27 protein-coding genes are annotated in these 22,011 nt (G+C 73.6%); 20 read left to right on the top strand and 7 right to left on the bottom strand.

Annotation, left to right across the window (positions count from 1 at the left end; genetic code table 11):
- Window positions 1-52 precede the first annotated feature (52 nt).
- From ACFY0K_RS20790 to ACFY0K_RS20730, 13 genes are all read left to right on the top strand, one after another.
- Window positions 53-1,399 carry an NAD(P)/FAD-dependent oxidoreductase gene (locus ACFY0K_RS20790; RefSeq protein ID WP_390641069.1) on the top strand — a complete coding sequence of 449 codons (1,347 nt, stop codon included), beginning with the start codon at window positions 53-55 and terminating at the stop codon, window positions 1,397-1,399.
- Window positions 1,396-3,243 (top strand): transketolase, encoded by a 1,848-nt coding sequence (locus ACFY0K_RS20785; protein ID WP_351959912.1) that lies wholly within the window; start codon window positions 1,396-1,398, stop codon window positions 3,241-3,243. The genes ACFY0K_RS20790 and ACFY0K_RS20785 overlap by 4 nt, the downstream gene beginning before the upstream one ends.
- On the top strand, window positions 3,240-4,175 hold the full coding sequence (gene ligD / locus ACFY0K_RS20780) for a non-homologous end-joining DNA ligase (RefSeq protein WP_390641068.1): 936 nt from the start codon (window positions 3,240-3,242) through the stop codon (window positions 4,173-4,175). Before ACFY0K_RS20785 ends, ligD begins: the two co-directional genes overlap by 4 nt.
- 71 nt (window positions 4,176-4,246) lie before the next feature.
- Window positions 4,247-4,603, top strand: coding sequence for a gas vesicle protein (locus tag ACFY0K_RS20775; protein WP_390641067.1), 357 nt, complete (start codon window positions 4,247-4,249; stop codon window positions 4,601-4,603).
- 52 nt (window positions 4,604-4,655) lie between these two features.
- The gene (locus ACFY0K_RS20770; protein ID WP_351959909.1) at window positions 4,656-5,093 is read left to right on the top strand and encodes a gas vesicle structural protein GvpA; all 438 of its coding nucleotides are present in this window, start codon (window positions 4,656-4,658) and stop codon (window positions 5,091-5,093) included.
- Complete coding sequence (locus tag ACFY0K_RS20765; RefSeq protein WP_388598741.1) at window positions 5,090-5,854, top strand: GvpL/GvpF family gas vesicle protein; 765 nt, start codon at window positions 5,090-5,092, stop codon at window positions 5,852-5,854. The genes ACFY0K_RS20770 and ACFY0K_RS20765 overlap by 4 nt, the downstream gene beginning before the upstream one ends.
- A gap of 35 nt (window positions 5,855-5,889) precedes the next feature.
- Window positions 5,890-6,153 carry a gas vesicle protein GvpG gene (locus ACFY0K_RS20760; RefSeq protein ID WP_351959907.1) on the top strand — a complete coding sequence of 88 codons (264 nt, stop codon included), beginning with the start codon at window positions 5,890-5,892 and terminating at the stop codon, window positions 6,151-6,153.
- Window positions 6,150-6,827, top strand: a complete 678-nt coding sequence (locus tag ACFY0K_RS20755; protein WP_351959906.1) for a DNA primase — start codon at window positions 6,150-6,152, stop codon at window positions 6,825-6,827. The genes ACFY0K_RS20760 and ACFY0K_RS20755 overlap by 4 nt, the downstream gene beginning before the upstream one ends.
- Window positions 6,824-7,948, top strand: a complete 1,125-nt coding sequence (locus tag ACFY0K_RS20750; RefSeq protein WP_351959905.1) for an SRPBCC family protein — start codon at window positions 6,824-6,826, stop codon at window positions 7,946-7,948. Before ACFY0K_RS20755 ends, ACFY0K_RS20750 begins: the two co-directional genes overlap by 4 nt.
- Window positions 7,945-8,289 (top strand): gas vesicle protein, encoded by a 345-nt coding sequence (locus ACFY0K_RS20745; RefSeq protein WP_351959904.1) that lies wholly within the window; start codon window positions 7,945-7,947, stop codon window positions 8,287-8,289. Before ACFY0K_RS20750 ends, ACFY0K_RS20745 begins: the two co-directional genes overlap by 4 nt.
- Window positions 8,286-9,062 (top strand): GvpL/GvpF family gas vesicle protein, encoded by a 777-nt coding sequence (locus ACFY0K_RS20740; RefSeq protein ID WP_351959903.1) that lies wholly within the window; start codon window positions 8,286-8,288, stop codon window positions 9,060-9,062. The genes ACFY0K_RS20745 and ACFY0K_RS20740 overlap by 4 nt, the downstream gene beginning before the upstream one ends.
- A complete protein-coding gene (locus ACFY0K_RS20735) occupies window positions 9,059-9,247 on the top strand; it encodes a gas vesicle protein (RefSeq protein WP_351959902.1) in 189 nt (62 codons plus the stop codon). Before ACFY0K_RS20740 ends, ACFY0K_RS20735 begins: the two co-directional genes overlap by 4 nt.
- Window positions 9,244-9,528, top strand: a complete 285-nt coding sequence (locus tag ACFY0K_RS20730; RefSeq protein ID WP_181806592.1) for a gas vesicle protein K — start codon at window positions 9,244-9,246, stop codon at window positions 9,526-9,528. The genes ACFY0K_RS20735 and ACFY0K_RS20730 overlap by 4 nt, the downstream gene beginning before the upstream one ends.
- Before the next feature lie 20 nt (window positions 9,529-9,548).
- Here ACFY0K_RS20730 and ACFY0K_RS20725 read toward each other — a convergent pair whose 3' ends face one another.
- The 3 genes from ACFY0K_RS20725 to ACFY0K_RS20715 form a co-directional block, all read right to left on the bottom strand.
- Complete coding sequence (locus tag ACFY0K_RS20725) at window positions 9,549-9,719, bottom strand: hydrophobic protein (RefSeq protein ID WP_293994494.1); 171 nt, start codon at window positions 9,717-9,719, stop codon at window positions 9,549-9,551.
- Window positions 9,720-9,767: 48 nt separating this feature from the next.
- Window positions 9,768-10,583, bottom strand: a complete 816-nt coding sequence (locus ACFY0K_RS20720) for a class I SAM-dependent methyltransferase (protein ID WP_351959901.1) — start codon at window positions 10,581-10,583, stop codon at window positions 9,768-9,770.
- A 143-nt stretch (window positions 10,584-10,726) separates the two neighbouring features.
- A complete protein-coding gene (locus tag ACFY0K_RS20715) occupies window positions 10,727-12,214 on the bottom strand; it encodes a bifunctional phosphatase PAP2/diacylglycerol kinase family protein (RefSeq protein WP_390641066.1) in 1,488 nt (495 codons plus the stop codon).
- Between the two features lie 80 nt (window positions 12,215-12,294).
- Here ACFY0K_RS20715 and ACFY0K_RS20710 point away from each other — a divergent pair, with 80 nt between their 5' ends.
- The 3 genes from ACFY0K_RS20710 to ACFY0K_RS20700 all read left to right on the top strand — a co-directional run bounded on the left by ACFY0K_RS20710 (window position 12,295) and on the right by ACFY0K_RS20700 (window position 15,128).
- A complete protein-coding gene (locus ACFY0K_RS20710; RefSeq protein ID WP_390641065.1) occupies window positions 12,295-12,942 on the top strand; it encodes a histidine phosphatase family protein in 648 nt (215 codons plus the stop codon).
- Window positions 12,943-13,144: 202 nt separating this feature from the next.
- Window positions 13,145-14,764: an ABC-F family ATP-binding cassette domain-containing protein gene (locus tag ACFY0K_RS20705; RefSeq protein ID WP_390641064.1), complete on the top strand. Its 1,620-nt coding sequence runs from the start codon at window positions 13,145-13,147 to the stop codon at window positions 14,762-14,764.
- Between the two features lie 106 nt (window positions 14,765-14,870).
- Window positions 14,871-15,128 (top strand): DUF6158 family protein, encoded by a 258-nt coding sequence (locus tag ACFY0K_RS20700; RefSeq protein WP_093498101.1) that lies wholly within the window; start codon window positions 14,871-14,873, stop codon window positions 15,126-15,128.
- 34 nt (window positions 15,129-15,162) lie between these two features.
- On the opposite strand, the gene ACFY0K_RS20695 is transcribed toward ACFY0K_RS20700, so the two are convergent.
- Window positions 15,163-15,696 carry a type 1 glutamine amidotransferase domain-containing protein gene (locus ACFY0K_RS20695; RefSeq protein WP_390641063.1) on the bottom strand — a complete coding sequence of 178 codons (534 nt, stop codon included), beginning with the start codon at window positions 15,694-15,696 and terminating at the stop codon, window positions 15,163-15,165.
- 76 nt (window positions 15,697-15,772) lie between these two features.
- Window positions 15,773-16,153 (bottom strand): DUF2795 domain-containing protein, encoded by a 381-nt coding sequence (locus tag ACFY0K_RS20690; protein ID WP_390641062.1) that lies wholly within the window; start codon window positions 16,151-16,153, stop codon window positions 15,773-15,775.
- Window positions 16,154-16,388: 235 nt separating this feature from the next.
- Between ACFY0K_RS20690 and ACFY0K_RS20685 the strand changes: the two genes are divergently transcribed.
- The 3 genes from ACFY0K_RS20685 (at window position 16,389) to ACFY0K_RS20675 (ending at window position 19,977) form a co-directional block, all read left to right on the top strand.
- Window positions 16,389-17,480: a hypothetical protein gene (locus ACFY0K_RS20685; protein WP_390641061.1), complete on the top strand. Its 1,092-nt coding sequence runs from the start codon at window positions 16,389-16,391 to the stop codon at window positions 17,478-17,480.
- Between the two features lie 98 nt (window positions 17,481-17,578).
- Window positions 17,579-18,883 (top strand): aminotransferase class I/II-fold pyridoxal phosphate-dependent enzyme, encoded by a 1,305-nt coding sequence (locus ACFY0K_RS20680; protein WP_390641060.1) that lies wholly within the window; start codon window positions 17,579-17,581, stop codon window positions 18,881-18,883.
- On the top strand, window positions 18,880-19,977 hold the full coding sequence (locus ACFY0K_RS20675; protein ID WP_390641059.1) for an MBL fold metallo-hydrolase: 1,098 nt from the start codon (window positions 18,880-18,882) through the stop codon (window positions 19,975-19,977). Before ACFY0K_RS20680 ends, ACFY0K_RS20675 begins: the two co-directional genes overlap by 4 nt.
- Before the next feature lie 85 nt (window positions 19,978-20,062).
- Here ACFY0K_RS20675 and ACFY0K_RS20670 read toward each other — a convergent pair whose 3' ends face one another.
- Window positions 20,063-20,710 (bottom strand): DedA family protein, encoded by a 648-nt coding sequence (locus tag ACFY0K_RS20670; RefSeq protein WP_390641375.1) that lies wholly within the window; start codon window positions 20,708-20,710, stop codon window positions 20,063-20,065.
- Between the two features lie 2 nt (window positions 20,711-20,712).
- Window positions 20,713-21,486, bottom strand: a complete 774-nt coding sequence (locus ACFY0K_RS20665; RefSeq protein ID WP_390641058.1) for an MBL fold metallo-hydrolase — start codon at window positions 21,484-21,486, stop codon at window positions 20,713-20,715.
- A gap of 83 nt (window positions 21,487-21,569) precedes the next feature.
- Between ACFY0K_RS20665 and ACFY0K_RS20660 the strand changes: the two genes are divergently transcribed.
- Window positions 21,570-22,001: a hypothetical protein gene (locus ACFY0K_RS20660; RefSeq protein ID WP_351961605.1), complete on the top strand. Its 432-nt coding sequence runs from the start codon at window positions 21,570-21,572 to the stop codon at window positions 21,999-22,001.
- The last annotated feature ends 10 nt before the right edge of the window (window positions 22,002-22,011 follow it).

Below are 22,011 nucleotides of genomic sequence, written 5' to 3'. Positions count from 1 at the left end.
GCCTACGGTTACGTGGGTGGCCTTGGACCCGTCGTATCCCCGGAGGCGCACCGTGAGCCGTCGACCCCGGATAGTGATCGTCGGCGCCGGGTTCGCCGGGTATCGCGCGGCCCGTACGCTTGCGCGGTCGGCCAGGGGGCGCGGCGCCGAGATCACCCTGCTGAACCCCACCGACTACTTCCTGTATCTGCCCCTGCTGCCCCAGGTCGCGGCCGGCATCCTCGATCCCCGCCGGATCGCCCTCCCGCTGTCCGGTGCCCTCCACGGGGTGCGGACCGTGCTGGGGGAGGCCGGCCGGATCGACCTCGACGGCCAGACCGTGCACTACACCGACCCCGAGGGTGCCGCCGGCAGCCTCGGCTACGAGCGGCTGCTGCTGACCGTCGGCAGTGTCAACAAGCTGTTGCCCATCCCCGGCGTGGCCGAGCACGCGCACGGTTTTCGGGGGCTGCCGGAGGCGCTCTATCTCCGGGACCACGTGATCCGGCAGATCGAGCTGGCCGCCGTCGCCCCCGACGCCGCTCTCGCCGCCGCGCGGTGCACCTTCGTCGTGGTCGGTGCCGGGTACACCGGGACCGAGGTCGCCGCCCAGATGCGGATGCTCACCGTCGACCTGGCCCGCCGCAACCGGCTGCCGCACGGCGTGCGGCCGCGCTGGCTGCTGCTGGACGTGGCGCCCCGGGTACTGCCGGGGATGGACGAGAAGCTGTCCCGCACCGCCGACCGGGTGCTGCGCCGGCGCGGGGTCGAGGTGCGCATGGCCACCTCCGTGAAGGAGGCCACCCGGGACGGGGTGCTCCTCTCCGACGGGGAGTTCGTCGCGTCCCGGACCCTGGTGTGGTGCGTCGGCGTACGGCCCGACCCGCTCGTGGAGGGCACCGGGCAGCCCCTGGAGAAGGGGCGGCTGATCGTCGATCCGTACCTCCAGGTGCCCGGCTGCGCCGACGTGCTCGCCTGCGGGGACGCCGCCGCGGTGCCCGACCTCGTCAATCCCGGCGCGTTCACGCCGATGACCGCGCAGCACGCCTGGCGGCAGGGCCGGGTGGCCGGCGAGAACGTGGCCGCCTCGCTCGGCCTCGGACGGCGCCGGCGTCCCTACCGCCATCGCGACCTGGGGTTCGTCGTCGACCTCGGCGGCGTGCAGGCCGCCGCCGACCCGCTCGGGGTGCCCCTGTCCGGGCCGGCCGCCGGGCTGGTGACCCGCGGCTACCACCTCGCGGCCATGCCCGGGGGCCGGGCCCGGGTCGCCGCCGACTGGCTGCTCGACGCCGTACTGCCGCGCCAGGGCGTCCAGCTGGGCCTCGTGCGGTCCTGGTCGGTGCCGCTGGACACGGCCTCGCCCGAGCTGCCGAAGGCCCCCGAACCCGTCACGGACCATCCTCCGGAAGGAGCCTCATGAACACCGCCGAACTCGTCGAACTCGCCCAGCAGTTGCGCGTGGACAGCGTGCGGGCGGCCGCCGCGGCCGAGTCCGGGCACCCGACCTCGTCGATGTCCGCCGCCGACCTGATGGCGGTCCTGCTCGCCCACCACCTGCGTTACGACTTCGAGCGGCCCGACCACCCCGGCAACGACCGCTTCGTCCTCTCCAAGGGCCACGCCTCGCCGCTGCTGTACGCCGCCTACAAGGCGGCCGGTGCCATCGACGACGCCGAACTGCTCACCTTCCGCAAGCTCGGCAGCCACCTGGAGGGACACCCCACCCCGCGCCGGCTGCCGTGGGTGGAGACCGCCACCGGCTCCCTCGGCCAGGGCCTGCCGGTCGGTGTCGGCATCGCGCTGTCCGGGAAACGCCTCGAGCACGGCCGCTACCGGGTCTGGGTGCTGTGCGGGGACAGCGAGCTGGCGGAGGGCTCCGTGTGGGAGGCCGCCGAGCACGCCGGGTACGAGCACCTCGACAACCTGACCGCGATCGTGGACGTCAACCGGCTCGGCCAGCGCGGCCCCACCCGGCACGGCCACGACCTCGACGCCTACGCCCGCCGCTTCCAGGCCTTCGGCTGGCACACCGTGGAGATCGACGGCCATGACGTGGACGCCATCGACCGGGCGTACGGCGAGGCGGCCTCCACCGCGGGGCAGCCCACCGTGATCCTCGCCCGCACCCGCAAGGGCCGCGGCGTGGCCGCCGTCGAGGACCGCGAGGGCATGCACGGCAAGCCGCTGCCGGACGCGGAGGAGGCCGTCGCCGAACTCGGCGGGATACGGGATCTCCACGTCCACGTGACCGAGCCGCCGGCGGCCCGCGCGCTGCACTCGGTGCCCACGGGCGCGCTCGAACTCCCGCGCTACGACAAGGGGGAAGAGGTCCCCACCCGGGACGCCTTCGGCAAGGCGCTCGTCGCGCTGGGCCATGCCCGCGCCGACGTCGTCGCGCTGGACGGCGAGGTCGGCGACTCCACGCGCACCGAGCTCTTCGGCAAGGAACACCCCGACCGCTACTTCGAGTTCTACATCGCCGAACAGCAACTCGTGGCCGGTGCCGTCGGCATGGCGGCCCGCGGCTGGGTGCCGTACGCCTCGACCTTCGCCGCCTTCTTCAGCAGGGCCTACGACTTCGTGCGGATGGCCTCCGTCAGCGGCAGCGGGATCAACCTGGTCGGCTCGCACGCGGGCGTGGCCATCGGGCAGGACGGGCCCTCCCAGATGGGCCTGGAGGACCTGGCGATGTTCCGCTCGGTGTACGACTCGACCGTGCTCTACCCGTGCGACGCCAACCAGACCGCCAAGCTCGTCGCCACCATGGCCGGGCTCGACGGCATCCGCTACCTGCGCACCTCGCGCGGGGCGAGCCCGGTGATCTACGGCCCGGACGAGGAGTTCCCGGTCGGCGGCAGCAAGGTGCTGCGCTCCTCCGAGGAGGACCGGCTGACCGTGGTCGCCGCCGGAGTCACCCTGCACGAGGCGCTGAAGGCCGCCGACGCGCTCGCCGAGGACGGCATCCGGATCCGGGTCGTCGACCTCTACTCCGTGAAGCCCGTCGACCGGCAGACGCTGCGCACCGCCGCCGAGGAGACCGGCTGTCTGCTCACCGTCGAGGACCACCACGAGGAGGGCGGGCTCGGCGACGCGGTCGCGGAGGCGTTCGCCGACGGCAGGCCGGTGCCGCGGCTGGTGCGGCTCGCCGTGCGCACCATGCCGGGTTCGGCCGCTCCCGACCAGCAGCTGCACGCCGCGGGGATCGACGCCGATTCCATCGCGGCGGCCGGGCGGCTGCTGGTCGAGGAGGCGGTCGTGCGATGACCCCGGACGAGGTGCGGCCGGTACGGGCGGGCCGCCGGACGGTGCCCACGCACCGGCCCGACAAGGTGCTCTTCCCCGGCGACGGTGCCGCGAAGGAGTACACCAAGGCCGACCTCGTCGACTACTACAAGTCCGTCGCGCCGTACCTGCTCCCGCACCTGCGCGGGCGGCCGCTGATGCTGGAGCGGTACCCCGACGGCCTGGACGGCCCCCGGTTCATGCAGAAGAACGCCCCGGACCACTACCCGGACTGGATCGAGCGGGCCGAGGTCGCCAAGGAGGACGGCACCGTCACCCACGTGGTCTGCGGCGACACCGCCACCCTCGTGTACCTCGCCGACCAGGCCTGTCTCACCCTGCACCGCTGGCTCTCCCGCACCACCGCTCCCGGCCGCCCCGACCGGCTGGTCCTCGACCTGGACCCGCCCGGCACGGACTTCGCCCCGGTGCGGGAGGCCGCCCGCTGGGCCGGTGACCTGCTCGACCGGCTCGGCCTGCCGGCGGCACCCATGACCACCGGCTCCCGGGGCCTGCACCTGGTCGTGCCGCTGAACGGCCGCCACGCATTCGACGAGGTCCACGCCTTCGCCCGGGACCTGGCCGCCCTGCTCGCCGCCGAGCACCCCGACCGGCTCACCACCGCCGTCCGCAAGGACGACCGCGGCGACCGGCTCTTCCTCGACATGGGGCGCAACGCCTACGCCCAGACCGCGGTGGCCCCCTACACCGTGCGGGCCAGGCCCGGTGCCCCCGTCGCCGTGCCGATCACCTGGGACCAGCTCGCCGACCCCGCCGTGGACGCCCGGCGCTGGACCGTCGCCGACGCCGTCGACCAGGCCCGGACCACACCGTGGGCCGGCATCCCCGCCCGGGGCCGGGCACTCGGGCCGGCCCGGCGGCGGCTCGACGCGCTGCGCAGGGCATCCGGCTGACTGCGCCGTGTGACGGTCGGTTGTGAAGGTTTGACCGGGAGACCTGCGGCCACTCGGACCCAGAGGTGGCCATGACGAACACAAACGACACGTCTCAGACGCAGGATTCACGCAAGGAACGCACACGCGACGACGGACCCGACGCGGCACCGGACCGGCCGAGCCCCATGGAGGTACTGCGCCAGGCGCGCGCTCAGCTCGCGGAGCTCACCGGTATGGCCGCCGAATCCGTGTCGTCCTTCGAACAGACCGATGAAGGCTGGGCGTTGGTGATCGAAGTCCTGGAACTCCCCAGAGTGCCCGACACCATGAGCCTGATGGCGAGCTACCAGGTCGAGCTCGACCCGCAGGGACAGCTCACCGGCTACCGGCGCGTCAGCCGCTACGAACGCGGGCGTGCCGACCCGCACAGGCCCGGCGGCCGCTAGGCCGCCCGCCGGCGCCCACGGACAGGCACCACGCCAAGGAGGTTGGAACGGCATGACCGTTGTACCGGCACAGCAGACCGGCGGAGGGGGCAGCAGTGGCCTCTACGACGTGCTCGAACTCGTCCTCGACAGGGGGCTCGTCATTGACGCGTTCGTGCGGGTCTCCCTGGTCGGCATCGAGATCCTGAAGATCGACATACGGGTCGTCGTCGCCAGCGTCGACACCTATCTGCGCTTCGCGGAGGCCTGCAACCGGCTCGACCTGGAGTCGGGCCCGCACAAGGACCCCGGCCTGCCCGACATCGTCGGCGAGGTCACGGAGTCCGGCGCCCGGGGCAAGTCCAAGGGCGCGCTCTCCGGCGCCGCCCAGACGATCTCGGACGCCTTCCAGCAGGCCCGCGACGAGCACTCGGGCTCGGGTGAGACCGAGTCCCGGCCGCGCGCCCGCAAGGCCCCGGCCCGTCGCAAGGAGAGGGAGGAGCAGGAGTGAGTACGTACGTCTACGGCATCACGACCGCCGCGCATCCCACCCTGCCCGAGGGCATGGACGGGGTCGGCGACCCGCCCCGCCGGGTACGGGTGCTCACGGAGGGTGACCTGGCCGCCGTGGTCAGCGATGCCCCCGAGGGACTCCGGCCCAAGCGCCGGGACCTGCTCGCCCACCAGAACGTGCTGGCGGAGGCGGGGGGCGGCGGCTGCGTGCTGCCCATGCGGTTCGGCAGCGTGGCCCCGGACGACGACGCCGTCACCGGCGTCCTCGCCGAACGCGCCGACCACTACCGGGAGCGGCTGCGCACCCTCGACGGCAAGGTCGAGTACAACGTCAAGGCCAGCCATGTCGAAGAGGCCGTGCTGCACCGTGTGATGTCCGAGAACCCCGAGCTGCGCGCCCTGGCCGAGGCCAACCGGAAGGCGGGCGGCGGGAGTTACGAGAGCCGGCTGCGCCTCGGCGAGCTGGTGGTCGGTGCGGTGCAGGCCCGCGAGGCCCAGGACGCTGCCGAGGTGCGGCAGGCGCTCGAACCCGAGGCCGCCGCCGTCGGCGTGGGGCCCGACTCCACCGGGTGGCTCGTCAACGTGTCCTTCCTGGTGGACCGGCACTCCGCCGAGACGTTCCTGGCCGGTGTCGAGCGGCTGCGCAAGAGTCACCCGCATCTCGACCTGAGCGTCAACGGGCCGCTCCCGCCGTACAGCTTCGTCGAACCGGGACCCGCCGAGCCGGCGGTCAGTACGGCCGGCCGGGCCGAGACGTAGCCGGCGGGAACGGGAACCAGAAGGAGCAGGCACCCATGGGACTGGTCAAGGAGCTGCTGCTACTGCCCTTCGCGCCCGTGCGCGGCAGCGCCTGGGTCATCGAGCAGGTGGTGCAGGAGGCGGAGCGGATCTACTACGACCCCGCCTCGATCCGGGCCGAACTGGCGCGGCTGGAAGAGCTGTTGGAAGCCGGCGAGATCGACGAGGAGGAGTTCGACCAGGCTGAGGACGAACTTCTCGACCGGCTGGAGATCGCCCTGCGCAAAGACGCGGGGCACGGCAATGGGATGCATACATGAACCGCATGGGACTGGGCCTCGCGATCGGGGCCGGATACCTGCTGGGTCGGACCAAGAAGCTGAAAATGGCCGTCGCCGTCGGGTCGTTGGTCGCCGGAAAGCGGCTGAACCTGACCCCGAAGGCGCTGCTCGACCTGGCCAACCAGCAACTGCGCGACAACCCGCAGTTCAAGGAGATCGGGGACCAGCTCCGCCACGACCTGCGCGGGGTCGGCAAGGCCGCGTCCGGCGCCATGGTCGATCGGCAGCTCGGCGCTCTCGCCGACCGGCTGCACGGCCGTACCGCCGAGGTGCGTGACCAGCTGGCGGGCGTCGTGCCCGACACCGGCGGCGGCCGGGACGACGAGGAGCCGGAGGAGGAGCAGGAGCCGGAGGAGGAGCCGGAGCAGGAGCCGGAGGAGGAGCAGGAGCCGGAGGAGGACCAGGAGCCGGAGGAGAGGGCCGGGAGCGACAAGGCAGGAAGCGACGCCGAGGACGACCGCGAGGAGGGGTCCGACCGGAAGGCGCCGGCCCGCAAGGCCCCCGCGAAGAAGGCCCCCGAGAAGCCACCGGCGAAGAAGGCGTCCGCCAAATCGCCTGCCAGGAAGGCGCCGGCGAAGAAGGCGGCGCAGGGCCGGGCGCCTGTCAAGAAGACGGCCGGCCGGGCCCGGCCGAAGGGAGGCGGTGACCGATGAACAGCGGACCGCTCACGGACGCGGCTCACTCCGAGGCCGCGGAACGCCTGAAGGCGGAGGTGCAGGAGTACCTCGCTGCCCAGACCGAACGCCTGCTGGCGGGCGCCGGGCGCAAGCTCGGCGACGCCACGGGGAAACTCACCGACATCGCCGAGGGCAACAGCCCCGGCTTCGGCAAGCTCGCACTCGACGCAGGCCGCAAGGTCGCGGAAGGCAAGGGTCCGGTGCGCTCCGCACTGGAGCTCGGCCTGACCCACGCCAAGGACACCGTCATGGACAAGGTGAAGAACCTGGGGGGCGGCAAGGGCAAGGGGAAGGGCAAGGGCAGCGGGCAGAAGCCGACCGTCATCATCGAGTCGGTCGACGTCGGCGTGCCGGTGCGCACGGCCTACGACCAGTGGACCCGCTACCAGGACTTCAGCACCTTCGCCAAGGGCGTCAAGAGTGCCAGCCGTGCCGACGACACCTCGTCGGACTGGCAGGGCAAGATCTGGTGGTCCAGCCGGAGCTGGAAGGGCAAGACGGTCGAGCAGATCCCGGACTACCGCATCCAGTGGTCGGCGCAGGGAGCCAAGGGCAGCCACAAGGGCGTCGTCACCTTCCACCGGCTCGACGACAACCTCACCCGGGTGCTCCTGGTGATCGAGTACTACCCGAGCGGTTTCTTCGAGAAGACCGCCAACGTCTGGCGCGCCTCGGGCCGCCGGACCCGTCTCGACCTCAAGCACTACGCCCGCCACATCTCCGTCAAGGGAGAGGTCGACGACGGCTGGCGCGGCGAGATCCGCGACGGCGAGGTCGTCCAGAGCCACGAGGACGCGGTGGCCGAGGAGGAGAAAGAGGCCGAGGAGCAGAACGAGGACGAGAACGCGCCCGAGGACGAGGCGGAGGACGAGAACGCGCCCGAGGACGAGGCAGAGGACGAGGAGTCGTACGAGGACGAGGACGAGGAGCCCTACGACGAGGCGGAGGACGCCGAGCAGGGGGAGGATGAGGAGTACGAGGCCGAGGGCGAGGAGGAGCCCGAGGGCGAGTACGAGGACACCGACACCGAGGAGACCGAGGACGAGGAAGAGCCGGAGGACGAGGAAGCGTACGCCGGTTCCCGGAGCCGTCGATGACGATGGCCGGCCGGCTGCCCGAGCCCTATGGACGTGACGGCGGGGGCGCCAACCTCGCCGACATCCTGGAGCGCGTCCTGGACAAGGGCATCGTCATCGCCGGGGACATCAGGATCAACCTGCTCGACATCGAACTGGTCACCATCAAACTCCGCCTGGTCGTCGCCTCCGTCGACCGGGCGAAGGAGATGGGCATCGACTGGTGGGAACACGACCCGGAGCTGTCCACCCGCGCTCGGCGTGACCAGCTGACCCGGGAGAACCACGAGCTGCGGGAGCGGCTGGCCGCCCTGGAGGCACTGGAGGCCGGCCGTGGGCAGCGCCAGGAGGAGGACAGATGAGCGCACAGGGCGGGCTCCGGTACGTGTACGCCGTCTGCCGTCCGTTCGAGGCGGCTCTCCAGGCCCAGCTCAGCGGTGTGGGCGGGAGCCCGCCGGGGTTGCTCAGGCACCACGGTCTGGTCGCCGTCGTCAGCACGGTCCCGGAGAGCGACTTCGCCGAGGAGCCGCTGCGGGACCACCTGGAGGACCTGGACTGGCTGGCCGCGACCGCCCGCGCCCACCAGGGCGTGATCGACGCGCTCACCACGGTCACCACGCCGCTGCCGCTCCGGCTGGCCACGGTCTTCCGGGACGACAGCGGCGTACGGACCATGATGGAGGCCCGCGAGGCCGACTTCCTGCACGTCCTCGACCGGCTCGAAGGGCGGGTCGAGTGGGGCGTGAAGCTCTACGCCGACCCGCCCGAGCCGCCGCCCCGGCCGGCCGGAAGGCCCGCCAGCGGGCGGGACTACCTGCGGCAGCGGCGGACCGACACCCGCGCGCACGAGGAGAAGTGGCGGGTCGCCGAGGAATTCGCACGCGTGCTGCACGAGCGGCTTTCCCGGCGCGCCGAGGATTCCCGGCTGCACCCGCCGCAGAATGCGGCCCTTTCCGGGGCGTCCGGACAGAACCTGCTCAACGCCGCTTATCTGGTGTCCCGCGCCGATTCCGAGGAATTCGTGGAACTGGTCGACCGGACGAAGGACGAGGCGCCGGACATACGGGTGGAACTGACCGGTCCCTGGGCGGCCTACTCCTTCACCGAGCCGGCGGAAGCGGAGGGGCAGCGGTGACCGTCGTCGAACGCCGTGAGGTCGCCCTGGTGGACCTGCTCGACCGGCTGCTGGCCGGCGGGGTCGTCATCACCGGCGACGTCACCCTGCGCATCGCGGACGTCGACCTCGTCCGCATCGACCTCAACGCGCTGATCAGCTCGGTCAACGCCCAAGTTCCGGCACCCTGGGGGGAGCAGACGTGAGCGAGCACCGCAACCGGCTGGACCTCGAACCGGACACGGTGGAGCGTGATCTGGTGAAACTCGTGCTGACCGTCGTGGAGCTGCTGCGCCAGCTGATGGAACGGCAGGCGCTGCGCCGCTTCGACACCGGGGACCTCACCGAACAGCAGGAGGAGCGCATCGGGCTCACCCTGATGCTCCTGGAGGACCGGATGGCCGAGCTGCGCGACCGCTACGGACTGCGGCCCGAGGACCTGAACCTGGACCTCGGGCCGCTGGGACCGCTGCTGCCGCGGGAGTGATGCCGCCCCGGCGGGTGGCGTCACCACCTGTACCAGCGACCCCTGCCGCCGGCGCCGGTCGTGCCCCGGACCAGGAATCCGAGAAGCCAGATCACAAGTACGGCGAGCGCGATCCACCAGAGAATTTTCACCGCGAATCCGGCCCCGAAGAGAATGAGGACCAGAAGCAGCACCAGCAGGATGGGAACCATGGTGTGAACCTCCTGTGAAGCGGGTTTCCCGAAACCCGCGAAACAGGCTCATTTACGGCAGAGAATTTCTCCGTGCAGTACGGCGAACCAGCCGTCCTCCCGGCCCGCCCACTCCCGCCAGGCCGCCGAGACCGCCGCCAGCTGCTCCGTGGTCGCGTGACCGCCCTCGGTGGCCCGCTCGGCATAGGCGGAGGCGACCGTACGGTCCGCCCACAGCCCGCCCCACCAGGCCCGTTCCTCGTCCGTGCTGTACGTCCAGGTCCCGGAGGTGGCCGTGATGTCGGTCAGCCCCGCCGCCAGCGCCCAGGACCGCAGCCGCCGCCCGGCGTCCGGCTCGCCCCCGTTGGCGCGGGCCACCCGCCGGTACAGCTCCAGCCAGTCGTCCAGTCCCGGCACCGCCGGGTACCAGGTCATCGCCGCGTAGTCCGAGTCGCGTACGGCGATGAACCCGCCCGGCTTGGTGACCCGGCGCATCTCGCGCAGCGCCTGCACCGGGTCGCCCACGTGCTGGAGCACCTGGTGGGCGTGGACCACGCAGAAGGTGTCGTCCGGGTAGTCCAGCGCGTGCACGTCGGCGACCGCGAAGTCCACGTTCGTCAGCCCGCGCCCGGTGGCCGTCGCGCGGGCCTGCTCCAGGATGCCCGGCGCGTGGTCGACGCCGGTCACATGGCCGTCGGGGACCAGCTCGGCCAGGTCGGCGGTGATCGTTCCCGGTCCGCAGCCGATGTCCAGGATCTGCATGTGGGGCTTGAGCGAACCGAGCAGATAGGCGGCGGAGTTGGCGGCGGTGCGCCAGGTGTGGGAACGCAGCACCGACTCGTGGTGACCGTGCGTGTAGACGGCGGTCTCCTGTGGCTTCGACATGGCTCAACCCCTTCGCGTCACACCGGCGGACGGGGCCGGACGGCCCCGTCCCGCGGTATCCGCAACGCTACGCTCGCATGTCGAATGATGAGACCTGCGTTTTACAATATGGACTGACGGTTCGTCATAAAAGGCTCGTCGGGTCAGGGCAGCGGCCGGTACACGGTCAGCGCCTCCGGCAGCTTCTCCACGGCCAACTCGCCTGCCACGTCGGTGACTTCCCCGTCGTATGCGAGCGGTGTGCCGGCCGCGACGCCGGTCAGGCGCAGCCGGCTCACCCGGGCCTCGGCGTGGGCGGGGGACCGGGTGAGCGGGCCCGCGAGGGCGGCGGAGAGCAGGCGGAGCGCGGGATGCCGGCCGCCGTGCACCACGCGTACGTCGAGCTGCCCGTCCGCCAGGTCGGTACGGCGGCCCGGGGTCAGGGCCAGCCGGTGGTAGAGGCAGTTGCCGACGAACAGCAGCCACAACGGGTGTGTCTCGCCCCGCAGTTCGACCTGGAGCGGGTGCCGGTCCGTGCGCAGCACCCGCAGCACGGCCAGCACCTCGGCGGGCCAGGCGCCGATGCGGTGCGTCCAGCGTTCCCGCTCCCGGACCAGCTCCGGATAGACCCCCAGGCTCAGCGTGTTCAGGAAGACGCCCTCCAGGTCGCCGGAGGTGAAGCGGCCGACGTCCACCCGGACCGCCTCGCCCTCGCGCACGGCCCGGCCGATGCTCCGGCCGTCCTCCACGCTCAGGTCGTGGGCGAAGTGGTTGAGGGTGCCGCCGGGCAGCACGGCGAGCGGCAGCCCGTGACGCAGGGCGGTCGCGGCCGCCGCATTCACGGTGCCGTCGCCGCCGCACACCCCGAGCGCCCGCGCCCGCAGCGCCGCCTTCTCCAGTTCGTCCTTCACCTGGCCCGGTTCGCACTCCACCAGCTCCGCCTCGGGCAGCTCACGGTGCAGCACCCGCATCCGGTCGGCGCTGCCGGAGGCCCGGTTGGCCACCACCACCAGCCCCTCCCCGCCGGGCAGCGCCGGGGCCGCGGCGCGCGGCCGGGGCGGCGGGCCGGTCTGCGCCCGGGTCGGCACCAGCCCCCGCACGACGAACGCGGCACCGACCCCCAGCGCCGCGCCCGCGAGCACGTCGCTCGGGAAGTGCACGCCCGTGTACACCCGGGACATGGCGACGGAGAACGCCACCGGCGCCACCACCGCGCCCCACGCCGGGGACTCCAGGGCGACCCCGGCCGCGAAGGCGGCCGCCGACGCGGCGTGCCCGGAGGGGAACGACGTGGTGATCGGCTGCCGCTTCAGGTGCCGTACCGCGGGCACCGGGTCCAGGAGCGGGCGCGGGCGGCGCACCGAGCGCTTGCCGAGCGTGTTGATCGTCAGGGAGGCGAGGGCGAGCGAGGCCAGGCCACGGGCGGCGGCCCGGCGGGCCCGGGGCGTGCGGGTCGCGGCCACCGCGGCGGCCGTCGCGAACCACAGCACTCCGTGATTGGCGCTCCGGCTCAACCGCGGCAGCACCGGTTCGGCGAACGGCCAGTTCCGCTCGGCGGCGATCTCGAACAGCCGGCTGTCGAGGGCGAGCAGCCGGTCGCGCAGGGCGTGCCGGCCGGGCTTCGGGACGGTGAGGTCGACGTCTGGGCTCATGCCGGTGCGGTTACCCTGAAGTGGCACTTTCCTGCCCGCCCGCGGTGCGGACGAGTGAGCCGAGTGAGAGGAACCCCTGGATGCGCCTGCTCCTCATACGTCACGGGCAGACCCCCACCAACGTCGACTTCCTCCTCGACACCGCGGTACCGGGGCCCGGTCTGACCGCCCTCGGCGAGCAGCAGGCGGCGGCCCTCCCCGGGGCCCTCGCCGGCGAGGACATCGAGGCCCTCTACGTCTCCACCCTCACCCGCACCCAGCTCACCGCGGCCCCGCTGGCGGCCGCCCGGGGGCTCGAGCCCGTCGTCCGCGACGGCATCCGCGAGGTCTTCGCCGGCGACCTGGAGATGCTGCCCGGCCACTCCGAACGGGGCGAGGAGTACATGCGGACCGTGTTCGGGTGGGCGGCCGGGGACACCGCGCCGCGGATGCCCGGCGGGGAGAGCGGGGACGAGGTCCTGGGCCGCTACGACGCGGTGGTCGCCGAGGCCGCCGCGAGCGGCGCCGGGACGGTCGCCATGGTCAGCCACGGCGCCGTGATCCGCCTGTGGACCGCGGCCCGCGCCGACAACGTCGACGTCCCCTACGCCGCCTCCCGCCCCCTCGGCAACACGGGCGTGGTGATCCTGGAGGGCTCCCCGTCCGACGGCTGGAAGGCACTGTCCTGGGAGGGCGCCGTCGTGGAGCCGACGGGGGCGAGCGGGCCTGCGGGGGAGCCGGTGGAGTAAGGGCCGGCGAGGAGTTCCGGGTGCGGCCCGGTGGGGGCTGGTCGCGCAGTTCCCCGCGCCCCTTACGGGGCGCTCACCGCAGCGCCCCTTTCTTTCAGGGGCGCGGGGAACTGCGCGAGCAACCACGACGCACCCGCGGCCGAAGACATTGGGCAGATAACGGTTTGCCCCATCGCGGGCGCGCCACGCAGAATCCCTGACCATGGGACACCTGGAAGCCGCACACCTCGAGTACTACCTCCCCGACGGGAGGGCCCTGCTCGGCGACGTGTCCTTCCGGGTCGGCGAGGGAGCCGCCGTCGCCCTCGTCGGGCCCAACGGCGCCGGCAAGACCACCCTGCTGCGGCTGATCTCCGGCGAGCTGAAGCCGCACGGCGGCACCGTCACCGTGAGCGGCGGTCTCGGCGTGATGCGCCAGTTCGTGGGCTCCGTACGGGACGAGACGACCGTACGCGATCTCCTCGTGTCCGTCGCGCCGCCCGGCATCCGCACGGCCGCGCAGGCCGTCGACAAGGCCGAGCACGCCCTCATGACCGTCGACGACGAGGCGGCCCAGCTGAAGTACGCGCAGGCCCTCGCCGACTGGGCCGAGGTGCGCGGCTACGAGCACGAGACGCTGTGGGACATGTGCACCACGGCCGCCCTCGGGGTGCCGTACGAGAAGGCCCAGTGGCGGCAGGTGCGCACCCTCTCCGGCGGCGAGCAGAAGCGGCTGGTGCTGGAGGCGCTCTTCCGCGGCACCGACGAGGTGCTGCTGCTCGACGAGCCGGACAACTACCTCGACGTGCCCGGCAAGCGCTGGCTGGAACAGCAGCTGAAGGAGACCCGCAAGACGGTCCTGTTCGTCTCCCACGACCGCGAACTCCTCGCCCGCGCCGCCGGGAAGATCGTCTCCGTGGAGCCCTCGCCGACCGGCGCCGACGCCTGGGTGCACGGCGGCGGCTTCGCCACCTACCACGAGGCCCGCCGTGAACGCTTCGCCCGCTTCGAGGAGTTGCGCCGCCGCTGGGACGAGAAGCACGCCCAGCTGAAGAAGCTGGTGCTGAGCCTGCGGCAGGCCGCCTCCATCTCGCACGAGTTGGCGTCCCGGTACGCGGCCGCCCAGACCCGGCTGCGCAAGTTCGAGGAGGCCGGCCCGCCGCCCGAGCCGCCGCGCGAGCAGGACATCAGGATGCGCATCAAGGGCGGCCGTACCGGCGTACGGGCCGTCACCTGCGCACAGCTCGAACTCACCGGCCTGATGAAACCCTTCGACCTGGAGGTCTTCTACGGCGAACGGGTCGCCGTCCTCGGCTCCAACGGCTCCGGCAAGTCGCACTTTCTGCGGCTGCTGGCCGGCGAGGAGGTGGCACACGAGGGGCAGTGGAAGCTGGGCGCGCGCGTGGTCCCCGGGCACTTCGCGCAGACCCACGCCCACCCCGAGCTGGAGGGCCGGACCCTGCTGGACATCCTGTGGACGGAGCACTCCCAGGACCGCGGCGCGGCGATGTCCCGGCTGCGCCGCTACGAACTCACCCAGCAGTCCGAACAGAACTTCGACCGGCTGTCGGGCGGCCAGCAGGCCCGGTTCCAGATCCTGTTGCTGGAGCTGCAGGGCGTGACGGCACTGCTCCTGGACGAGCCGACCGACAACCTGGACCTGGAGTCCGCCGAGGCCCTCCAGGAGGGTCTTGAGGCGTTCGACGGCACGGTGCTCGCCGTCACGCACGACCGCTGGTTCGCCCGCTCCTTCGACCGCTACCTGGTCTTCGGCAGCGACGGCCGGGTCCGCGAGACGGCGGAGCCGGTGTGGGACGAGCGCCGGGTGGAACGGGTGCGGTAGGGCCGGGCGGCGGGCTGCCCCCAGGGAGGCCCGCGCGGCCGGATGTTCGTACAGTGGAGGCAGGAATCCGGACCGCCGGGACCCACACGACGAGCGGGGTACCACCATGACCGGAGTCGACCCCAGCCGGCTGGACGACCAGCAGCTCATGAAGGAGCTGGAGACCATCCACCGGACGCGCCACGACACCCTGCTGTACGGCTCGAACGACGCGCTGCGCGCCCACAACGAGCGCATGGCCCAGCTGGAGGGCGAGTACCTGCGGCGCAACCCGCGTCGTGTGGTCGCCGCCGGCCGGACCCGGGAGGGCGCCCGGGAGCGGAACTGCGCCGAGACGGCGACGCCGGGCGCCGCAGCCGGCTGAGGCCACGGCGCCCCTCCGGCCGCCCCTCCGCGGACTACTCTGCGAGCACGTCGAGGAAGGCCTCGCAGAACGCCTTGAGATCGTCCGGCTTACGGCTGGTGACCAGCTTGTTCGGGCCGCTGTCGCAGACCTTGACCTGCTCGTCGACCCAGGTGCCGCCCGCATTGCGGATGTCGGTCCGCAGACTCGGCCAGGAGGTCAGCGTCCGGCCGCGCAGCACGTCCGCCTCGACCAGCGTCCACGGCGCGTGGCAGATCGCCGCCACCGGCCGGCCGGCGTCGAAGAAGCTCTTCACGAACGCCACGGCCTTGTCGTCCGTCCGCAGGAAGTCCGGGTTCGCCACCCCGCCGGGCAGCACGAGCGCCCCGAACGAGTCCGGCGACGTCTCGCCGACCACCTCGTCCACCGGAAACGTCTCCGCCTTGTCCAGGTGGTCGAAGGCCTGGATCCGCCCCGGCTCCGTCGACACCAGCACCGCCTCGTACCCGGCGTCGGAGACCGCCTTCCACGGCTCGGTCAGCTCCACCTGCTCGACGCCCTCGGGCGCGGACAGAAAAGCGACACGCATGATGTTCACTCCCTTCTGAGGCGCGCCGGCGGGCGGGCCCGCCGGCGCGCGCCTTCGTGCATTCTGCGAGCCCGGCTCACTCCCCGCCGGTCACCGCCTCGGCCAGGGCCAGCAGGCTGCCGTAGCGTGCCGAGCGCGGCAGCCGGGAAACCCGCTCGACCAAGGCGTCGGGGGCGTTCCTGCGCCCCAGCACGCCGGCCAGCTCCCGTGCCGCCGCCGGGAAGTCGTGCCGGGTCAGGGACCGGGACAACTCCAGACGTATGCTCTCCGGCGCCGGCCGCTCACCGGTCCCCGGCATCAGCGCACCGCGGTACACCTCCGGATCGTCCTCGGCCGGCGGCTCGGGGTCGTTCCAGTCCTCGGTGCGCGTCGGATGCCCGGACCTGAGCAGGCCCTGGAGCTCGTGTTTCATCTCGTCGTCCCGGTGCACGTTCAGCCGGTCACTGCCTCGCTGCATGTTCTCCCTCCAGGTACGTCAGGGGGTGCGGACCGCGTACCCGGGGACGGGTGACCGACACAGGGATCCCCCGGCCGTTCCCGATCCGCCGCGACCGGGCCGTGACGTCACCCGAAAGGGGACGCGTGTCCCGCGAATGGGTCCGGCCGCGCGCGGCCCGGTGCGGGCCGGGCTGTGATGGCTGCGGGGGTACGGGCCCCGTGCCTCCGAGTCGTCCGTGCAAGGAGCTCTTCCCATGCGCCGCACCGTTCGCACCCTGTCCGTCGCGGTCCTGGCGGGTGCCGCGTTCGGCGCCACCGGCACGGCCGCCGCGGCCGCCGGCCCCGTCGCGGGGATCAGCCCCGGCAGCGTCCGGCCCGGCGCCGTCGTCACCGTCCCGGTGGCCTGCGGGACGGCCGCCGACGGCCGGGACGGCGCACAAGCACCGGCACAGGTCGCCCCCGGCGACCGGCCGGGTGCGACCTACACGGAGGGGGACGCGACCGCGGGCGACGTCGCCGGTGCGGGCGCCGGGCCGGACGGCACCCGCACCGGCGACGGGACCTGTCCGGCGGCGAGCGGACAGCAGGGGCAGGCCGGACACGAGCGGCCGGCCGTGACGCCGGACGGCGGCGGTGCGGCTTCCGCGGGGGACGGCGGCACGTTCCTCCAGGGCGGCGGCGGGGCCCCGCCGGAGGCCGGCGGCGGGGTTGTGCCGGATGCCGGCGGTGGGGTTGTGCCGGATGCCGGGGGCGGGGCCGTGCCGCGGATCGACGACGGCTCGGTGCCCCCGGTGGACGGCGGGACCGTCACCGGCCGGGACGGGGGCACGGCCCCGCGCGGCGACGACGGCTCGTCGTCCCGCGGTGACGAGGGCAACGGCGTCCGTGGGGACGCCGGTACGGCCCCTCCCGGTGATCGCGGTGACGACGGCACGGCCCTCCGCGGTGACCGTGGTGACGACGGCACGGCCCTCCGCGGTGACCGTGGTGAAGGCGATGCGGCCGCCCGCGGTGACGTCGGTGCCGCGGACCCCCGTGGTGAGGACGGTGGCGTCCCGCACGGGAGCGGCGAGCGGCCCTGTTCCGGAGGGCAGCAGTCGTGCGGGGGCGGCGGGGGCGCTGACGGGCAGGAGTGCGGCGCGGCCCGGGGCGGTGACGGCGCCTGCGCCGCGACGGGTGTGCAGCACGGGGTGGCGGCCGGGGACGGCGGCGCCTACAGCACGTCCGTACCGGCGCTGGTGGCGGGCGGGATGCTGATCGCGGCGGCCTGCTGCGGCGCCGCGTACCGGCTGTGGGGCGGGCGGGCGTACCGGCTGTGGGCCGGGAGGTACGGCGCGGACGGGTGACAGGGCCGGCGCCGGGTACCCCGGAGCGACCGCTCCGGCACCGTACGCACGACCCGGACCGGACAGCACACGGCACCACGGACTGCGCGGAGGCGGACATGCGGCGGACGGATCCCGGGGCCCACGGACCGGCGGACGGCAGTTCCACGCGGGAGCGCGGACCGGCGTCACCGGAAGGCCACGGACCCGTCCGCTACGGCCCGCCCCTGCCCGACGACGGCCTGCCCGTCCTGCCCGAGCTCGCCGCCGTCCTGGCCGCCGCCGCGAACCTGGGCGCGGAGGAGCCGGTCGGCGGCGGACCGGCGCTGCTGGACGCGGCCCGCGGCTACTGGGAACGCCGGGGGCTGTCCGCCCCGCCCGGCCGGGTGACCGCAGGCCCCGGCGCCCCCGCCCTGCTCCTCGCGCTCACCGCCGCGCTCGGCGGCGACGTCCTCGTGCCGCGCCCCTGCGCCGCCTGGTGGGCGCCGTACGCCCGGCTCCTCGGCCGGCCCGTCTTCCACGTGGCCACCCCGGCCGAGTCCGGCGGCGCCCCCGACCCGTACGCGCTGCTGGAGACCGTGCGCCGGGTCCGCGACGAGGGCGGCGACCCCCGGCTGCTCGTGCTCTCCGTCGCCGACGACCCCACCGCCACCGTCGCCCCGCCCGAACTGCTGCACGAGACCGTGGAGGCCGCGACCGGCGCGGGACTGCACCTGGTCAGTGACGAGACCTGGCGCGACACCCTGCACGCCCCGGACGCCACGGTGCTGCTCAGCCCCGCCGAGATGCTCCCGGACCGGGTCACCGTCGTCACCGACCTGGCCGGTGCCCTGCTGCCGGCCGGCTGGCCCGCCGCCGTCGCCCGGTTCCCGGAGGGTGCCACCGGGACGGCCCTGCACGCGCGCGTGCTCGACATCCTCACGGCGCTGGGCGCCCGCCTCGCCGGACCGGTCGCGGTCGCGGCGAGGTACGCGCTCGACGAGCCCGGGCCCGTCACCGCGCGCCGGGAGGCCGTCGTACGGCTGCACGCGCGCGTGGCCGCCGCCGCGCACGCCGCGGTCGTCGCCTGCGGCGCCCTGGCCCGGCCCCCGCAGGCCGGCCGTCATCTGTACGCCGACCTGGAACCGCTGCGCGCCGCCCTCGGTGCCCAGGGGGTCGGCGACGCACAGGAGTTGGAGGACTTCCTCACCGCCCGCCTCGGCATGCCCGCGCCCGGCGGCCACCGCTTCGGCGACGACCTCGGCGCGCTGCGCGTCCGGCTCGCCACCGGCCCGCTGCTGGGCGGCACCGACGCGGAACGACTGGAATGCCTCACGTCACCCGCACCGTTGGAACTGCCACACGTGCAACGCGCGTTGATGTCCTTGGGGTCGGTACTCGACGATCTCCGCGACGACGCTCAGCGATGGGAGCCTCCTCGATGACGCAGCAGACGCATGAGCCAGGGTCCACCACGACTGCCACCACGACGCCTGCCACGACCACCAGCGAAGCCGATACTGCTACCCGCACGCCGCCGTTCCCGCCGCTCGCCGACCCCCGCCCGCTGGGCGAACTCCGGGTCTGGCCGCGGACCTTCCACGACCGCCTGACCGCCCCGCTGCCCGGCCTCAAGGCCATGGCCCGGTTCGCCCGCGAGGGCTCCGTCCGCCCCGGCCGCGAGGGCCTCGCCGACGTCGCCCGGCTGCCCTTCGAACCCGGCCCGCTGCCCCGCACGGACACCGGCACCGTCGCCGTCACCTGGGCCGGACACGCCAGTTGGATCGTCCGGACCGGCGGCCTGACCGTTCTGACCGACCCGGTCTGGTCCCGCCGCATCCTCGGCACCCCCGCCCGCGTCACCCCGGTCGGTGTCCCCTGGGAGACCCTGCCGCGCGTCGACGCGGTCGTCATCAGCCACAACCACTACGACCACCTGGACGCCCCCACCCTGCGCCGCCTCCCGCGCGACACCCCGGTGTTCGTGCCGGCCGGTCTCGGCCGCTGGTTCCGGCGCCGCCGCTTCACCACCGTCACCGAGCTGGACTGGTGGGAGGCGGCCGAACTGTCCGGGGTCCGCTTCGACTTCGTCCCAGCCCACCACTGGTCCAAGCGCACCCTCACCGACACCTGCCACAGCCTGTGGGGCGGCTGGGTCCTCACCGCCCCCGACGGCGGCCGCGTCTACTTCGCCGGCGACACCGGCTACGGCCACTGGTTCTCCCGCATCGGCCGCCGCTACCCCGGCATCGACCTCGCCCTCATGCCCATCGGTGCCTACGACCCCCGCTGGTGGCTCAGCGACGTCCACCTGGACCCCGAGGAGGCGGTACAGGCGACGCAGGACCTGGGGGCGAGGCGGATGGCCCCCATGCACTGGGGCACCTTCATCCTCTCGGCAGAGCCGGTCCTGGAACCGCTGACGCGGGTCCGGGCGGCCTGGGAGAAGGCGGAACTGGCCCGGGAGGACCTGTGGGACCTGCCGGTGGGCGGGTCGAGGGTCCTGGAACGGACCTCACTTCGGAGCGCCGCAGACTAGAGCGCCCTCTTGGGGGCGCTGGGGTGCCCCCGGCCGAAGGCCGGGGGGAGGAGACCTGCGCGACCAGCCCCCCACCCTCCCGCAGCTACGCACGCACCGCACCACCCCGAACCCGCCGCCACACACTCGGCGCCACACTGATGACCACGGTCAGCCCCACCGCCGCCACCACCCCTTCCCACGGCTCCGGAAACAACGACCCGCCCAGAATCCCGATCACCTGATACGTCACCGCCCACGCCAGGCACGCCGGCACGTTCCCCCGCGCGAACCGCCGCAACGGCCACTCCGCCAGCAGACACGCCAGCATCACGGGTATCCGGCCGGCCGGCACCAGCCGGGACAGCACCAGCACGGCGATCCCGTGCTCGGCCAGCTTCCCCTGTGCCTGCTCCAGCCGTTCCTGCGGCGCCCGCGACCGTATCGCCTCCAGCCACCGCGACCCGTTCTTCGACCGCAACCCCCGCCGTCCCAGCCAGTACAACGCCGCGTCCCCCAGGAACGCTGCCAGCGACGCCGTCACGAACACCAGCGCCAGCGCGAACGGCGCCGTCTGATGGAACGCCACCACCGCCGCCGAACTGACCAGCGCCCCCGTCGGTATCACCGGCACCAACGCCCCGATCAGCACCAGCAGGAACAGCGTCGGATACCCGATCGCCTGCTGCGCCGACTCGGTCGACGACGAGGTCGCCGCGGTGGAGCCGGCGGCGGCCGCCACGACCACCAGCAGTCTCACCGCGCGACCTCCAGCCGCACGCACTCCCCGTGGCCGAGCCGGTGCACCGCCACCTGCGGCGCGTACTCGGCCGCGAGGCGCACGAACTCGTCGCCGGGCGCGTGGAACTCGTGCGGGCGCACCCCGTCCATGCCGATCGGCCAGTACGTCCCGTAGTGCACCGGCACCGCGCTGCGCGGTGCCAGCCGCGCCAGCGCCCGTGCCGCCCGCCCGGCGTCCAGGTGTCCCTCCCCGAGGTACGGGCCCCAGCCGCCGACCGGCAGCAGCGCCACGTCCACCGGCCCGACCGACTCGGCCATCTCGTCGAACAGCCCGGTGTCCCCGGCGAAGTACGTCCGCGCCGCGCCCTCAACGACGTACCCGAGGGCGGGCGAGCGGTGCGGTCCGACCGGCAGCCGGCGGCCGTCGTGCAGCGCGGGCACGGCCCGTACGACGAGGGGGCCGACGCGTATCTCGTCCCCGACGCCCACCTCGGTGATCCGCAGCTGACGGAGGCGGCGGAGCGCGGGGACCGCCCGTGGTGCGCCCCGGGGCACGAGCAGGCGCGTGCCCGGGGCGAGCCCGGCGAGCGAGGGGACGTGCAGATGGTCCGCGTGCAGGTGGGAGACGAGCGCGAGGTCCGCGCGGCGGGCCTCGGGCGGCGGCGGGGCGCCCCGGCGGCGGCGCAGGTGGGCGAGCCGGCGCGCGAACAGAGGATCGGTGAGCAGGCGTATGCCCGAATCCTCGATCGTGCAGGTGGCGTGACCCCACCAGGTGATCTCCACCGGCACCTCTTTGCCTCCTTCGCGCGACTCCCCGAAGCCTACGTGCAGGAGTAGGGTCGGCGGCGAAACCCGGAGGTGAGGGGGACGCCATGGGACAGGTGCGGGGTGCCTCCGGCGGGCTCGTGCCGGTGCGGGTGACCGCGATCGCGAGTCTGACACCCCTGGAGGAACTGGAGATCGACCCCTTCCTGGTCGACTCCCGCAGCCAGCACGCGATGTGCGCGCGCTGGGCCGTGGAACACGGCTACGTCATCGCCCGCGAACTCCTGGTCCGCGGCCTGCGCCCCGATCACACCGCCCTGTGGACCGGCGTCCGGCCCGGCCTGGACGTCTTCGTCGCCCCGAGCAGACGGGTCCTGGAGAGCGCGCTGTCGTCGGTCGAGGACTTCATGGCGGAGTGCGCGCGACGCGGCGTCCGGGTGGAGACGGTGGGCCGGGCCGAGCCCTGCTACGACGCCCAGATGAAGGCCCGCGTCCACCGCAGGCTCTCGATGCCGACGGCGGGCTACGACGGCCGGTAGGGCCGGGACC

It is taken from the genome of Streptomyces sp. NPDC001507 (genome assembly GCF_042894765.1).
Classification (GTDB): Bacteria; Actinomycetota; Actinomycetes; order Streptomycetales; family Streptomycetaceae; genus Streptomyces.
The sequence above is the reverse complement of the archived record's forward strand: the minus strand, read 5'-3'. Positions and strand labels throughout refer to the sequence as shown.

Bases quoted from the DNA above. Each gene is read 5' to 3' on its own strand.
- ACFY0K_RS20715 (WP_390641066.1), bottom strand. From the start codon at position 12,214: ATGAGCCCAGACGTCGACCTCACCGTCCCGAAGCCCGGCCGGCACGCC.
- ACFY0K_RS20685 (WP_390641061.1), top strand. From the start codon at position 16,389: ATGCGCCGCACCGTTCGCACCCTGTCCGTCGCGGTCCTGGCGGGTGCC.
- ACFY0K_RS20760 (WP_351959907.1), top strand. From the start codon at position 5,890: ATGGGACTGGTCAAGGAGCTGCTGCTACTGCCCTTCGCGCCCGTGCGC.
- ACFY0K_RS20690 (WP_390641062.1), bottom strand. From the start codon at position 16,153: ATGCAGCGAGGCAGTGACCGGCTGAACGTGCACCGGGACGACGAGATG.
- ACFY0K_RS20700 (WP_093498101.1), top strand. From the start codon at position 14,871: ATGACCGGAGTCGACCCCAGCCGGCTGGACGACCAGCAGCTCATGAAG.
- ACFY0K_RS20695 (WP_390641063.1), bottom strand. From the start codon at position 15,696: ATGCGTGTCGCTTTTCTGTCCGCGCCCGAGGGCGTCGAGCAGGTGGAG.
- ACFY0K_RS20680 (WP_390641060.1), top strand. From the start codon at position 17,579: ATGCGGCGGACGGATCCCGGGGCCCACGGACCGGCGGACGGCAGTTCC.
- ligD (WP_390641068.1), top strand. From the start codon at position 3,240: ATGACCCCGGACGAGGTGCGGCCGGTACGGGCGGGCCGCCGGACGGTG.
- ACFY0K_RS20660 (WP_351961605.1), top strand. From the start codon at position 21,570: ATGGGACAGGTGCGGGGTGCCTCCGGCGGGCTCGTGCCGGTGCGGGTG.
- ACFY0K_RS20710 (WP_390641065.1), top strand. From the start codon at position 12,295: ATGCGCCTGCTCCTCATACGTCACGGGCAGACCCCCACCAACGTCGAC.
- ACFY0K_RS20770 (WP_351959909.1), top strand. From the start codon at position 4,656: ATGACCGTTGTACCGGCACAGCAGACCGGCGGAGGGGGCAGCAGTGGC.
- ACFY0K_RS20785 (WP_351959912.1), top strand. From the start codon at position 1,396: ATGAACACCGCCGAACTCGTCGAACTCGCCCAGCAGTTGCGCGTGGAC.
- ACFY0K_RS20705 (WP_390641064.1), top strand. From the start codon at position 13,145: ATGGGACACCTGGAAGCCGCACACCTCGAGTACTACCTCCCCGACGGG.
- ACFY0K_RS20720 (WP_351959901.1), bottom strand. From the start codon at position 10,583: ATGTCGAAGCCACAGGAGACCGCCGTCTACACGCACGGTCACCACGAG.
- ACFY0K_RS20775 (WP_390641067.1), top strand. From the start codon at position 4,247: ATGACGAACACAAACGACACGTCTCAGACGCAGGATTCACGCAAGGAA.
- ACFY0K_RS20750 (WP_351959905.1), top strand. From the start codon at position 6,824: ATGAACAGCGGACCGCTCACGGACGCGGCTCACTCCGAGGCCGCGGAA.
- ACFY0K_RS20755 (WP_351959906.1), top strand. From the start codon at position 6,150: ATGAACCGCATGGGACTGGGCCTCGCGATCGGGGCCGGATACCTGCTG.
- ACFY0K_RS20745 (WP_351959904.1), top strand. From the start codon at position 7,945: ATGACGATGGCCGGCCGGCTGCCCGAGCCCTATGGACGTGACGGCGGG.
- ACFY0K_RS20725 (WP_293994494.1), bottom strand. From the start codon at position 9,719: ATGGTTCCCATCCTGCTGGTGCTGCTTCTGGTCCTCATTCTCTTCGGG.
- ACFY0K_RS20675 (WP_390641059.1), top strand. From the start codon at position 18,880: ATGACGCAGCAGACGCATGAGCCAGGGTCCACCACGACTGCCACCACG.
- ACFY0K_RS20740 (WP_351959903.1), top strand. From the start codon at position 8,286: ATGAGCGCACAGGGCGGGCTCCGGTACGTGTACGCCGTCTGCCGTCCG.